We start from the raw sequence: 13,915 nt of genomic DNA on the forward strand, positions 1-13,915 counted from the left end.
GTTCACTTCCTGCTGGACGGATCGGGTTCGGTCGGCGCCGCCTTCCGGCCGCGGGCCTTGCCGCCGAGTGCCGGCGCAAGGGCGGGTGCAGGCCCGGTCGAGCCGCGGATGATGAGTTCGCCCTTGATGATGTGGCTCTCGATCGGCGGGGTCGGATTGGCAAAACCGTTGAGCAGCAGATCGACGGCATTGGCGCCCGCAAGCGCACAATGGGCGTTCACGCTGGTCAGCGGCGGATAGGTGGTGGAGGCGATGACGTCGTCGCAGCCGACCACGCTGAAGTCACGCGGTATGGACAGACCGCGCTCGGCAAGGCCGGCCATGATTCCTTGAGCCACCACGTCGTCGACGGCGAGCGCCGCGGTGGCGCCGCTTTCCAGCAGACGCGCCACGCAGGAGCGTCCTGCCTCGTGGCTCGGGCGGCCCGCTGCTATCTCGACGACGCGCAGCCCGTGGGCGGCACCGGCGGTGGCGACGGCGCATGCCCGTTGCTGGCTCGACCAGGACGAGACCGGCGCGCCGACATAGGCGATCGTGCGGTGTCCGAGCTCTGCCACCAGGCCGACGGCGGCTTCGAAACCGCTGGCGGTGTCGACCAGCACGCGGCCAATGCCATCGAGATCGCGATTGATCACCACGACGGGCCGGCGGGCGGCATGCTTGCGGATGACCTGTTCGTCAAGACGGGGAGAGGCGAGCACGAAGCCGTCGACCTGGGCCGCGAGCTTGCCGAGCAGGACTTCCTCGAGATGCGCGGTCTCGTCCGAGTCGCCGAGGAAAGTGGCATAGCCGCGCTTGTAGGCCTGCGCCTGCGCACCACGCATGAGCGTGGAGAAGAAGGGATTTGCCACGTCCGGAAGGATCAGAGCGATGTTGCCTGCGCGTCCCGTCGAAAGCGCCCGCGCCACCTGATTGGGCACGTAGCCGAGACGTTGTGCCGTTCCGAGGACCTTCTGCACCGTCGTGGGCGTCAGCAACTCGGGTTGCGAGAAAGCCCGCGACACCGTGGCCTGAGACACGCCTGCTTCACGCGCGACGAGGCGGATGGTGGGAGCGGACGTGTGTGACGGTGGCTTGGCCAAAGTTTCGCACCAATGAAACCGGTTTCATGATGAGAATGAAACCGGTTTCATTTCGTGTCAATGTCGTTGTCAGCCTGTTTGCCATGCAAGGTCCAAGCTGCTTTGGTCCTAGCGCCACGAGCACACCCTCGTGCTTGTGGGCTGACGGAGTGGATGCTTGGCCGGAAACATCCTCAGGAACGGGTTGTTCGTTGCCGGGCTATGCATCCTCGGCTGGACGATGGCGTGCGAGGCGCGTCCCCTGCGGGTCGTTACCTCCTTCCCTCCGTCGATGATCGAGGTCTACCGCAACGCCTTTCGCTCTGCGCATCGTGACATTGAAATCGAGTTCATCCAGCGCAAGACCACCGCCGCTGTTGCCCAGCTCGCGGGCGGCGATCGGCTCAATGCCGACCTGTTCTGGGCCTCGGCGCCAGACGCCTTCGAGCTTCTGAAACTGGAAGGCCTGCTCTTGCCGCTCGCCCCGCGCGACACCGGCGCCCCAGCGACCGTGGCGGGCTATCCGGTCAACGACCCGGATGGCCATTATCTGGGCTTTGCGCTGTCCGCCTACGGGCTCGCTTGGAACGAAGCCTATCTCGATCGCCACCGGCTTCTGGTTCCGCGCAGCTGGCGGGACCTGACAGCACCGATTTATGCCGGCCATGTCGGCATCTCCTCGCCCTCCCGCTCCGGCACGACGCATTTGGTGGTCGAGGCGCTCTTGCAATCTGAAGGCTGGGAGCAGGGCTGGCGGACCTGGCGCCAGATCGGCGGCAATCTCGCCACCGTCACGGCGCGCAGCTTCGGCGTATCGGGAGGCGTGGCGCGCGGGCGTTTCGGCATCGGCATCACCATTGATTTCCTGGCCCAGCCAGCGGGGCTCGATGCTGGCCCCGTGCGCTTCACCGTGCCTGACCCCGAGATCTTCGCCCCCGCTAGCATTGCGTTGCTGCGGCAGGCGCAGAACCGCGAGGCGGCGGATGCCTTCGTCGATTTCCTGCTCTCGGTAGCGGGCCAGCGGCTGCTGCTCGATCCGGCGGTCGGCCGGCAGCCGATCCGGCCGGAATTTTATGCCGAGGGTCGGAGCGACGGACCGAACCCGTTCCAGACTGCCGACGGCGCCGATGATTGGCGCTTCGACGCCGGCCGTTCCGCCGCGCGCTACGAGCTGATCAATCTGATGTTCGACGAACTGGTAACCTTCCGTCTCGCCGATAGCGCCACGATCTGGCGAACGGTGAACGAGGTCGAGGCGAGCCTGGCGCAGGCGCCGGACGAGGCTGCCGCCAAGGCGGCGACGCAGGCCCGCGCCCTGCTCGGTGCCGTTCCCTTCTCGGAGGCGGAAGCGGCCCGAATCGTAGAGGAGACGCGGCTGGCAAGGGTGCCGCGTGGCCTCCAGCCGCCAGAAGCGCAGGCGAAGCTGATGGCTCGGCTGCGCGACTGGATCGGCGACAACCTCGCCGCGGCGAAGGCGGCCGCCGCCGGTGCGCGCACCCGGCTGGTGACGCTCGGCCGGCTGCCGGAAGGCGAAACGGGAACTGCCGCGCCATGACCGCGCCGGACACGCTGCCGACCGATCCTCCGCAACCGCTGCGCTTCGGCATTGGCGGGCGGCTGCTGACCGCCTTCATCGGCGTCGGTGCGCTGGCGGTCGGCGCCTGCATCGTCGGCTGGCTCTCCTATGCGCGGCTCAGCGCCGAGCTGGAATCGACGGCGCGCGGGCATGTGCCGGCGCTCGTCTTCGCCGCGCGCCTGTCGGAGGCCGGCGGACGGCTCACCGCTGCCGCCACCGAGCTCGCCACCGCCGAGCGGCGCGAGGCCCATGCCGGCGCCATGGCCCGTGCCCGCGCGCGGCTGGACGATTTGCGCGGCCTGCTCGACACGGCTCCGGCCGCCGGGGCGGCGACCGGCTTCGGCGCGCTGCGCCGGCAGGCCGAGTCCCTCACCGCCAATCTCGACGCGGTGGACCGGACTGCGACGGAGCGTTTCGACATAGAGGGTCGCACCCGCACCATCGTCGAGGAGTTGCGCTGGCTACAGGCCGATCTCGTGGACGAAGTCGAGCCGCTGGTGGACGACGCCCGCTTCAACATCCACGCCGCGCTGGAGCAGGTCGGCGAGCCTGACGCCGCCTCCAACGCGCAGAAGGTGCTGCGCGACGAGAATGCCAAGACCGAGGCCATCCTCGTGCTCAACGCACAGGCGCACCTTACCGTTGGCATATTGGGTCGCGTCGCCACGGTGCGCGCGGTCGAGGATATGAAGCAGACCAGCCATTTCCTCGGCGAGGCGGCGGACGAACTCGCCGTTGAGGGCAAGCGGCTGGAGGTCTGGCCCGACAGCATCACCGTGCGCCAGATCGTCGAGCGCCTCGTCGCGCTCTCCAACATAGAGAGCGGCCTGCCGAACCTGCGCGCCGCCGAGATCGCCGCCGCCGATGACGGCCAGCGCCTGCTGGCCGAGAACCGTGAGATCGTCGGCGAGGTCGGCCGCACCATCGCCGAGGTCGCCCGGCGCATCGAAGGCGAGGCGCGCGACGCCGCCGCGCGGGCGGCCGAGGCAATCGAGATCGGCCGCGGGCTGCTGCTCGGCATCGCGCTGCTGTCGCTGGTGGTCGCCGTGCTGGTTGGCTGGTTCTATGTCCGCCGCAGCCTGATCGCGCGCCTGGAGCGGCTCACCGTCGCCGCCGACGCCATCGCCGAGGGCGGGCCGGTGGAGCTTGCCCTGCCGCCGGCGCGTACCGGCGGCGATGAGCTCGACCGGCTCTCCCATGCGCTCGCCGTGTTCCGACAGACCCGCGACGAACTGGTGCAGGCGGCCAAGCTCGCCGCGCTCGGCCAGATGGCCGCCGGCATCGGCCACGAACTGAACCAGCCGCTCGCCGCCATTCGCTCGCACGCCCATAATGCCACGGTGCTGCTCTCGCGCTCGCGTCCGGCCGAAGCGGCGGAAAGCTTGGGGCGGATCGAATCCCTGACCGCCCGCATGGCGCAGAGCATCAGTCACCTCAAGCGTTTCGCCCGCCGGCCGGAGCCGGCCATAGGACCGGTCGATCTCGGTGCGGCAGTGGAAGGGGCGCTGTCGCTGTTCACCCGCCGGATCGCCGAGGAGCGCATCGTCTTGGAACGCGACATCCCGGCGGAGCTGAAGGTGCTCGCCGAAGAGGTGCGGCTGGAGCAGGTGTTGGTCAATCTCGTATCCAACGCACTCGACGCGCTGGACGGCGCCGGGGAGCGCCGCATCGCCATCTCCGCGCGGCGCGATGGACCGCATGTGCGCATCGACGTACGCGACACCGGAACGGGCGTCGGCGAGGGAATGCGCGCCCAGATGTTCGATCCCTTCGTCACCAGCAAGCCGCCGGGGCAGGGGCTCGGCCTCGGCCTGTCGCTGTCCTTCAACATCGTGCGCGACTTCGGCGGGCGGCTTATCCTGGTGGAAAGCTCGCCGCAGGGCAGCACCTTCGCCATAGAGCTGCGCGAGGCCGCATGAACGCTTCCCCTTCCCACGACGTGCTGCTGGTCGACGACGACGACGAGGTGCGCGTCGCCTATGCGCAGACGCTCCAGCTCGACGGGCTGGAGACCGCCGCCTTCGCCAGCGCCGGTGACGCGCTGAAGCAGATCGAGCCCGGCTTCCCCGGCGTGCTGGTGAGCGACGTGCGCATGCCCGGCATGGACGGGCTGGCGCTGTTGAAGGCGGTGGCGAAGATCGACCGCGACATCCCGGTCGTGCTGGTCACCGGCCATGGCGACGTGCCGATGGCGCTGGAGGCGATACGCGGCGGCGCGTGGGATTTCGTCGAGAAGCCGGCCGATCCGGTGCTGCTGGTCGAGACGGTGCGCCGCGCCGTGCAGCATCGCCGCCTCGTGCTGGAGAACCGCGCGCTGCGCCAGCCCGCCGAGCCGGACGATGCCTGGGCCGGCCGGTTGATCGGGCGCTCGGACGCCATGCGGCGGGTGCGCCACACGCTCTCCGTGCTCGCCGACGTGCCCACCGATGTGCTGCTGTTCGGCGAGACCGGAACGGGCAAGGAGCTCGCCGCCCGCGCGCTGCACGATTTCGGCCGCCGGCGCGGGGCTCGCTTTGTCGCGGTGAATTGCGCCGCGCTGCCGGAGAACATGATCGAAAGCGAGCTGTTCGGCCATGAGGCCGGCGCTTTCACCGGCGCGCGCGAGCGGCGCATCGGCAAGATCGAGCACGCTAGTCGCGGCACGCTGTTCCTCGACGAGATCGAATCCATGCCGCTCGGCGCGCAGACCCGGCTGCTGCGCGCCTTGCAGGAGCGCTCGGTCGAGCGGCTCGGCTCCAATGTCGAGATACAGGTGGACATCCGCGTGGTGGCGGCGACCAAGGTCGATCTGGTGGCCCTGGCGGCGGAGGGTCGTTTCCGCGAGGACCTCGTCTACCGCCTCAACACGGTGACGGTGCGCCTGCCGCCCCTGCGCGACCGGCGCGAGGACGTGCCGATGCTGTTCCGTTATTTCCTGGCAAGGCTGGCCGAGCGGCACGATGCCGAGCCGGAGACGCCGTCGCCCGCCACGCTGGCGGCGCTGATGGAGCGGCCCTGGCCGGGCAATGTGCGCGAATTGCGCAACGAGGCGGAACGCTTCGTGCTCGGCCTGGAAGAGTTGCCCGGCGTGGCGCCGGCCGATGCGCCCGTCGCTCCGCTCGACGCCGCCGTGGATGCCGCCGAGCGGCAGGCCATCGTCGCCGCGCTGGCGCGTCATGGCGGCAGGGTCGGGCAGAGCGCCGACGCGCTCGGCGTTTCGCGCAAGACGCTGTACCTCAAGATGCGCAAGTACGGGCTGGAGCGGGCAGGGGTTGAGGACTGATGTTACCGTCCTGACCCATCGGGCCGTACCGAAGGTTACCCGCACGACCCATGCAAGGTGCCGGCATGGGACTGCCTGTCTTTCCATCCATTTGAATTTATAGGCATTTCCTTTCCGATCCCCCGCTGGCACGGGCGTTGCCAAACAGGGCGCAGCAGCCTCACGGCCGCCAAGAACCCTTTGTGGAGGAAATGCCCATGATCCGCTCCGCCGCCTTCGCGGCCACCCTCGCGCTCGCCTCGTTTACCGCCACGGGCGCCTTTGCCCAGGGCAAGGTGACGGTCGTCACCTCCTTCTCCAAGGACGTCACCGACCCGATCAAGGGCGCGTTCGAGAAGACCAATCCGGGCATCACGCTCGACGTCCAGAACCGCAACACCAATGCGGGCGTGAAATATCTCGACGAGACCAAGTCCAACCCGCAGGTCGACCTGTTCTGGGCCTCGGCGCCGGACGCCTTCGAGGTGCTGAAGGGCAAGGGCCTGCTGCAGAAATACACCCCGAAGGCCGAGGGCATCCCGGCCAAGATCGGGGCCTATCCGATCAACGACCCGGACGGCTTCTATTTCGGCTTCGCCGCCTCCGGCTACGGCATCATGTGGAACACCCGCTACCAGCAGGCCAACGACCTGCCGGAGCCGAAGGAATGGGGCGACCTCGCCACCGCGCCCTATTACGACCACGTCGCCATCGCCTCGCCGGCGCGCTCCGGCACTACGCACCTGACCATCGAGACGATCCTGCAGGGCGAGGGCTGGGATAAGGGCTGGGCCACCATCAAGAACATGGCCGGCAACTTCCAGACCATCACCGAGCGCTCCTTCGGCGTGCCGGAGGCGGTCAATTCCGGTCAGGTCGGCTACGGCATCGTCATCGACTTCTTCGCCTTCTCGGCGCAGGGCTCGGGCTTCCCGGTCAAGTTCGTCTACCCGACCGTGACCACGGTGGTCCCGGCCAATGTCGGCATTGTCGCCAACGCGCCGAACACCAAGAACGCGCAGGCCTTCGTCGATTTCCTGCTCTCGCCCGCCGGCCAGGAAGTGCTGCTTGAGCCGTCCATCCGCCGTCTGCCGGTCAATCCGGCGGTCTATGCCAAGGCGCCCGAGGGCTATCCCAACCCATTCAAGGATCCGCGTTTCGCCTCGATGACGCTGTTCGACGTCGACAAGTCCGGCGCGCGCACGGACGTCGTCGACACGCTGTTCGACCAGCTCATCTCCTTCCAGCTCGACAACCTCAAGGGCGTGACCAAGTCGATCCACGAGGTCGAGGGCAAGCTCGCCAAGAAGGACAACCCGCAGGCCCGCGCCTTGATCAAGGAAGCGCGCGACCTCATCGCCGCCATGCCCGTCGCCGAGGCGGATGCCTCCAGCGAGGCCATTCGCGGCGCCTTCACCGGCTCAAAGGAGAAGGGGGCGCGCCAAGCCGAGCTCGAGCAGAAATGGGCGACCTTCGCCAAGGAGAACTACGCCAAGGCCAAGGCCAAGGTGGACGAGGCGGCGAAGCTCGCCAACTGACGTCCGCCGACGCCGGGGACGCGGCCGCCGCGAGGTCGCGTCCCTACTTCGCTTGATCCTTCCGCACAGATTGGAGCGCCGTCCATGTCGCTCGCCCTCTCCGGTGCTGCCCGCACGCCCGCGCGGCGCTGGCGCCTGCCCGGCACGCCGGGACAGATCGCCCTCGCGCTCGGCATCGGCGCGTTCCTGCTCGCCTTCCTGATCGTGCCCGTCGCCTCGGTGATCTATGTCGCCTTCACCGAGAAGGGGACCGGTGCCTTCACCCTGGTGAACTTCGCCGACTTCTTCCGCACCGACCTGTTCCTGCGCTCGTTCTGGAACTCGTTCTACGTGTCGGCGGCGACCGTGGTGCTGGCCTCGGTCTTCGCGCTGCCGCTCGCCTACATCACCACGCGCTTCGATTTCCGCGGCGCGGTGATCGTGCAGACGCTCGGCTTCCTGCCGCTGATCATGCCGCCCTTCGTCGGCGCGGTGTCGATGCAGCTGCTGTTCGGGCGCAACGGCACGGTCAACCTCTTGCTGATGGACTGGTTCGGCTTCCGCATCCCCTTCATGGAAGGGTTGAACGGCGTCATCTTCGTCCAAGCCATCCACTATTTCCCCTTCATCCTCATCAACCTCTCGGCGGCGTTGCGCAACATCGACCGCTCGATGGAGGAGGCGGCGCAGAATCTAGGCTCCTCCGGCATGCGGCTGTTCCGGCGCATCGTGCTGCCGCTCGCCATGCCCGGCTATGTGGCCGGCGCCTCGCTGGTCTTCGTGAAGGTGTTCGACGACCTCGCCACGCCGCTGCTGCTGAACGTGAAGGACATGCTGGCACCGCAGGCCTACCTGCGCGTCACCTCGATCGGCATCGCCGACCCGATGGGCTATGTCATCTCCGTGGTGCTGATCGTCGTCTCCGTAGCCGCCATGTGGATCTCGGCACTGGCACTCAAGGGCCGCGACTACGCCACCACCCAGCGCGGCGGCGGCGGCCTCGCCCGCCGCAGGATGCGCCCGTGGGAAAGCGCCGTCGCCTATGGGGTCGTCGGCCTGATCCTGCTGCTGGTGCTTGCCCCGCATATCGGCCTGCTGCTGCTCTCCTTCGCCACCATCTGGTCCTATAGTCCGCTGCCGGACGGCTTCACCGTCGCCCACTACGGCCGGGTGTTCGGAGAGAGTTCGCTCTACATCAAGAACACGCTGATCTATGCCACGCTCGCTGGCAGCATCGACGTCGTGCTTGGCGTCGCCATCGCCTATCTGGTGCTGCGCACCAAGCTCGTCGGCCGGCAATGGCTCGACTGGGCGGCAATGGCCGCGCTCGCGGTGCCGGGCGTGGTGCTCGGCATCGGCTACCTGCGCACCTTCTTCGGCGTTCACCTGCCGAACGGCACGCCGCTGGCGACGCTGTGGATCGTCATCGTGCTGGCGCTCGCCATACGACGCCTGCCTTATGCGCTGCGCGCCTGCTACGCCGCGCTCCAGCAGATCTCCGAATCGCTGGAGGAGGCTGCCGAGAATCTCGGCGCTACCAAGGCGCGCACGGTGCGGCGCATCGTGGTGCCGTTGATGACGGGCGGCATCCTCGCCGGCTTCGTCACCAGCTTCGCCACGGCGGCGGTCGAGCTCTCGGCCACGCTGATGCTGGTGCAGTCCAACGCCGACGCGCCGCTGGCCTATGGCCTCTACGTCTTCATGCAGTCCGCCGCCGGCCGCGGGCCGGGCGCGGCGCTCGGCGTCATCGCCGTGCTGCTCGTCGCCGCCTGCACGCTGCTGTCGCAATACATCCTCGACCGTAACCAGAAGAACCGGGGAGCCGCCTGATGACCGCCACTGCCCAGAAGAGCGCGCCCGAGGCGGCGCTGCACACCGAGGCGCTCGACGTGCGCATAAAGGGGGTCAACCTCTCCTACGGCAGCAACCATGTGCTGAAGGACATCGACCTCGACATCCACGCCGGCGAGTTCTTCGCCTTCCTCGGCCCGTCCGGCTGCGGGAAGACGACGCTGCTGCGCCTGATCGCCGGCTTCAATACGGCGGATACCGGCACGGTGAGCGTCGGCGGGCGCGACATCGGCAACCTGCCGCCTTGGAAGCGCGATGTCGGCCTCGTGTTCCAGAGCTACGCGCTGTGGCCGCATATGACGGTCGCGCAGAACGTCGCCTTCGGGCTGGAGGAGCGCGGCGTGCCACGCGCCGAGATCAAGCGTCGCGTCGGCGCGGCGCTGGAGATCGTAGGCTTGAGCCATCTGGCCGATCGGCGACCCTCGCAGCTCTCCGGCGGCCAGCAGCAGCGCGTGGCGCTGGCCCGCACCGTGGTGATCGAGCCGAAGGTGTTGCTGCTCGACGAGCCGCTGTCCAACCTCGACGCCAAGATGCGGGTGCAGGTGCGCCGCGAGCTGCGCGACCTGCAGCAGCGGCTCGGCCTCACCACCATTTTCGTCACCCACGACCAGGAGGAGGCCAACACGGTCTGCGACCGCATCGCGGTGATGAGCGACGGTATCGTGCAGCAGGTCGGCACGCCGATGGAGCTCTATGAACGCCCGGCCAACCTGTTCGTGGCCAATTTCCTCGGCACCGCCAATGTGGTCGAGGGTAAGATTGCCGGCAGCGGCGCCGAACGCGTCTTCGAGACCGCGAGCGGCTGGAAGCTGCCGGTAGCGAGTGGGATCGATGTGCCGGCGGGTGCCCGGCTGGTCTTCCGGCCGCAGGTCGCCCGCATCGTCGAAGGCAAGACGAGCGTGCCTTCGTTGAAGGGCGAGGTCGTGCGCCGCGAGTTCCTCGGCAGTCTCATTCGCTACGGCGTCGTCTCGGGCGGGCAGGAGATCACGGTCGACGAGCCCTTCCGGCCCGGACAGGGCCAGCACGAGATCGGCACGCATGTCACGGTCGACGTCCCGACATCGGCCGCGCTCTGGCTGGCGTGAGACCTGCCCCGATCCGCATGACGAGAGCTGCCACCGGGAATGTCCAAGAAGAAGTCCAAATCCGTCAATAATGGCCGCCCGCGAGCGCAGGTCGACGCGCTTCCTTTTCGCATCTCCGGCGGACAGCTGGAGATTCTCGTGCTGACGTCCCGGCAGACCCGCCGCGCCGTCGTCCCCAAGGGCTGGCCTATGAAGAACCGGAAGCCCTGGAAGGCCGCGCAGGTCGAGGCCCGCCAGGAGTAAGGATCGAGCCAGGGATGCCCCTCTCAAACGAGATTCTCGGCTGCCCGAGAAAGCGCTTGCACCGCTAGATCTTTTCGCAGCGCGCCACTATCTGACTCTGGCTCCGCTCCAGAAATCGGACGTTCCTGAGAATCCGACGATCGACCGCTGCGACCCGGAGCGGCGCCAGAGGGCGGCAACCGAAAAGCAAACACACTACGAACTATGTGAAGCGGTTGCTTTGCTTCGGAGATGCTCGACGCGTTGGAGCAAGAAGCTGGGGAGTGGTCCAGCCGTCTCCCCGGCACGCAGATCGACCGCGCGGGCGCGAGAGCTTAGGCCGCATGTGCAATGACGGTGGGGTGCATAGAGTTGTACGGCTCCCACTTGCGGCCGGCGCTCTCGTCGGTACTATATTCCGGTCGGTCACGCAGGGGTGGCGGAACCGACGGGAGTTAGGCAATGAGCATTCCTGTCGTTTCGCCACGAAAGGCGGGGCGTGGCGCTGCCCCGCGCGCGACTTCATTGCTGCGGTCCACCGCGCTGTGCGGCGTTGCCGGGCTGGCGCTGCTCGCGCTTCCCGTCGGCGCGCGGGCGCAGGAGAGCGCGACCATCCCGCTGCATACCGGCTCGGACACGCATCATTTCAGCAACCAAATCTATGTCGCCGTCGGCGGCGGCGAGGCGAGCCGTGTGCTGATGGATACGGGCTCGACCGGGCTGTACCTGCATCGCGACCTCATCGGTCCCGACAGCACGATCATCATGTCCGGCGGCGAGCCAATCAGCTTCAAATACGGCTATTCCAGCGGCAACGAGCTGAAGGGCTATTACGTCTCCGCCCCGGTCGCGTTTCCCGAGGCCAGCACCGCGCTGTCGACCGGGGCAATCACCGTCGGCGCGGTCACGCAGATCGACTGCAAGGACGACAGCGACTGCCCCGGCTGGCCGGATGGTCAGCACGGCGTGATGGGCGTCGCGTATTCCGCCGAGCCGGCGGCGGTGTTCAACCCCTTCGCCCAGCTGGCCGGCAATTACGGCAACGGCTTCATCGTCGTCTCCAACGATCTCGGCGATCCCGGCGTGACGCCGCATGTCGTCGTCGGCCTGACGCCTGAGAACACCGCCGGCTTCGTCTGGTCGCAGTTCCAGCCAGATACCGGCGGTACCCAGCCGGCCGGGCTGAACGCGTGGAACACCAAGACCATCAACACCTGCTTCTCGGTGAACAACGGCTCGCCCGGCTGCTTCATCACCGTGTTCGACACGGGCGCCGCGCTCGGCGCGTTCGAGACCGGCACGTCCGGCGAGCAGCGCGGGGAGGTCGCGCCGGGCTCCACCGTCACCACCACGATCCCGGGCGTGATCTCCTTCACCAATGTGGCCGGCACCAAGCTGAACGAAAACGTCTATGTCTATGATCCCGCCCATGGAGGCACGCCGGGCTATAATTCCGGGGCCGGCGTGTTCCGCTATTATGTCGTCGCCTATGACGCGGTGAACGGGCGCATCGGATTCGCGCCGCTGCAGAACGTGCTGCTCGGCACGATCTATGCCGACAGCGACGCCGATCTCGGCGTGCCGGGCGGCGGCGTACTGCTGGCCGGCCAGCTCGTCACCTTGCACGGCTTCTCGACCGACCGCAGCATCGCCTTCGGTACCAATGCCGGACTGTCGGTGTTCGGTAGCGCCAGCTTCGGCGGCACGCTGTCGGGCGGCGTCAACATGGATGTCGCCATCGCGCCGGGCGGTGTGCTCGCGCTCTCGGGCACCAATCTCTATTCCGGCATCATGACCGTGTCCGGGGGCGCCCTCGTGGTGAATGGCCAGCTGCCGGCAACGCTGCTGTTGGACGGAACAAGGCTGTCCGGCTCGGGCACCATCGGCGCCGTGGCGGCCGCGAGCGGCAGCATCGTCGCGCCGGGCAATTCAATCGGTACGCTCAGCGTGCTGGGCAATGCGATCTTCGCGCCGGGTGCGACCTATGCCGCCGAAATCGGTGCTTCCGGCAGCAGCGACCTCCTCGCCGTCGGCGGCACCGCCTCCCTCGCCGGCACGCTCGCAATCGTGCCCTATGGGCCGGGCACGCCGGTGCTGGGCAGCCGCTACACGCTGCTGAGCGCGGCGGGCGGCCTCAACGGCCAATTCCAGTCGGTGCAGGCGGCCGATTTCGGCGCGGCCGGCACCGCCTTCCCCTTCCTCGAACCGCTGGTGAGCTATTCCGCCACCACGGCGGAACTCACCATGGGCCGCAGCGCGGTGAGCTTCACCAACGCCGCGCGCACCTCCAACCAGTTCGCCATGGCGCGCGCCGCCGACAGCGCCAGCGCGGCGAGCAATGCGGTGGTCGCCCTCTCCGGGCTGAACACGATCACGGCGACGCCGGCGCTGCAGGCGCTATCGGGTGAGATCTACGCGTCTACACAGAGCGTGATCCAGCAGCAATCGGCCTATCTGCGCGACGCCGTCGGTGCGCGCCTGCGCCAGGCCGCCGGCGAGCCCGCCGCCGTCGGCCCGACCACCGCCACTACTTCCGGGCTGCCGCTGTCCTTCTGGGTGCAGGGCTTCGGCGGCTGGGGAGACACTTCCTCGAACGGCAATGCCGCCTCGGTGTCGAACACCATCGGCGGCGCGGTATTCGGCCTGGACACGCCGATCGGCCAGGACTGGCGCGCCGGCCTTGTCGGCGGCTACAGTCGCTCCTCCTTCTCGCAGGCTAACGGCTCGGGCGACAGCGACAACTACGATGTCGGCCTCTATGCCGGCGGCAGCCTCGGCACCGCCCGCCTCGCCCTCGGCGCCGCCTATGGCTGGCACGATGTCGCGGTCAGCCGTAGCGTCGCCTTTTCCGGCTACGCCTCAGGCGCCGCAGGCGACTACGATGCCAACAGCTTCCAGGCCTTCGGCGAGCTCAGCTACGACCTCGTCCTCGACCGGCTGACCCTTACACCCTTCGGCGGCCTCGCTTATGTCGGTGTCGATGGCGCCGAACTCGCGGAGAGCGGCACCGGCGCGGCGCTCGATGTCGCCACCGCGGACATGGATGCGCTCTATTCCGCACTCGGCCTGCGCTTCAGCCTGCCCCTCGCCGTCAATGGCCACGACGTGTGGCTCGGCGGCACGCTGGGCTGGCAGCACGCCTTCGGCGACGTGACGCCGTCCACCACGGTCGCTTTCGCCACCGGCTCCAGGGCAGTCGCGCTCGGCGGCGTGCCCATCGCCGAGAATGCCGCGCTGCTCGGGTTGGAACTGGCCTATGCGCCGTCCGACACCACGCGGCTGGCGCTGAAATATGCCGGCCAGCTCGCCAGCAGCGCCAACCAGAACGCCATCTTCGCCGAGCTGGTGGTGAAGTTCTGACG

The 13,915-nt window shown here is 68.2% G+C and carries 9 protein-coding genes; 8 read left to right on the top strand and 1 reads right to left on the bottom strand.

The annotated features are described in order from the left end of the window. Positions 1-2 precede the first annotated feature (2 nt). Entirely contained in the window at positions 3-1,082 is a 1,080-nt protein-coding gene (locus SNOV_RS21395; protein WP_013169064.1) for a LacI family DNA-binding transcriptional regulator, read from the bottom strand. 157 nt (positions 1,083-1,239) lie between these two features. Here SNOV_RS21395 and SNOV_RS21400 point away from each other — a divergent pair, with 157 nt between their 5' ends. The 8 genes from SNOV_RS21400 (at position 1,240) to SNOV_RS22750 (ending at position 13,913) form a co-directional block, all read left to right on the top strand. Beyond that, positions 1,240-2,616 carry an ABC transporter substrate-binding protein gene (locus tag SNOV_RS21400; RefSeq protein WP_013169065.1) on the top strand — a complete coding sequence of 459 codons (1,377 nt, stop codon included), beginning with the start codon at positions 1,240-1,242 and terminating at the stop codon, positions 2,614-2,616. After that, positions 2,613-4,556 carry an ATP-binding protein gene (locus SNOV_RS21405; RefSeq protein WP_013169066.1) on the top strand — a complete coding sequence of 648 codons (1,944 nt, stop codon included), beginning with the start codon at positions 2,613-2,615 and terminating at the stop codon, positions 4,554-4,556. The genes SNOV_RS21400 and SNOV_RS21405 overlap by 4 nt, the downstream gene beginning before the upstream one ends. Beyond that, entirely contained in the window at positions 4,553-5,899 is a 1,347-nt protein-coding gene (locus SNOV_RS21410; protein ID WP_013169067.1) for a sigma-54-dependent transcriptional regulator, read from the top strand. Before SNOV_RS21405 ends, SNOV_RS21410 begins: the two co-directional genes overlap by 4 nt. Positions 5,900-6,096: 197 nt before the next feature. Beyond that, entirely contained in the window at positions 6,097-7,416 is a 1,320-nt protein-coding gene (locus SNOV_RS21415) for an ABC transporter substrate-binding protein (protein ID WP_013169068.1), read from the top strand. An 84-nt stretch (positions 7,417-7,500) separates the two neighbouring features. Further along, positions 7,501-9,225 (top strand): ABC transporter permease, encoded by a 1,725-nt coding sequence (locus SNOV_RS21420; RefSeq protein WP_013169069.1) that lies wholly within the window; start codon positions 7,501-7,503, stop codon positions 9,223-9,225. Continuing rightward, positions 9,225-10,331: an ABC transporter ATP-binding protein gene (locus SNOV_RS21425; protein ID WP_013169070.1), complete on the top strand. Its 1,107-nt coding sequence runs from the start codon at positions 9,225-9,227 to the stop codon at positions 10,329-10,331. The genes SNOV_RS21420 and SNOV_RS21425 overlap by 1 nt, the downstream gene beginning before the upstream one ends. Before the next feature lie 39 nt (positions 10,332-10,370). Further along, complete coding sequence (locus SNOV_RS21430; RefSeq protein WP_013169071.1) at positions 10,371-10,574, top strand: NUDIX hydrolase; 204 nt, start codon at positions 10,371-10,373, stop codon at positions 10,572-10,574. Positions 10,575-11,078: 504 nt separating this feature from the next. Beyond that, positions 11,079-13,913: an autotransporter family protein gene (locus tag SNOV_RS22750; RefSeq protein ID WP_049785768.1), complete on the top strand. Its 2,835-nt coding sequence runs from the start codon at positions 11,079-11,081 to the stop codon at positions 13,911-13,913. The last annotated feature ends 2 nt before the right edge of the window (positions 13,914-13,915 follow it).

It is taken from the genome of Ancylobacter novellus DSM 506 (genome assembly GCF_000092925.1).
GTDB lineage: Bacteria > Pseudomonadota > Alphaproteobacteria > Rhizobiales > Xanthobacteraceae > Ancylobacter > Ancylobacter novellus.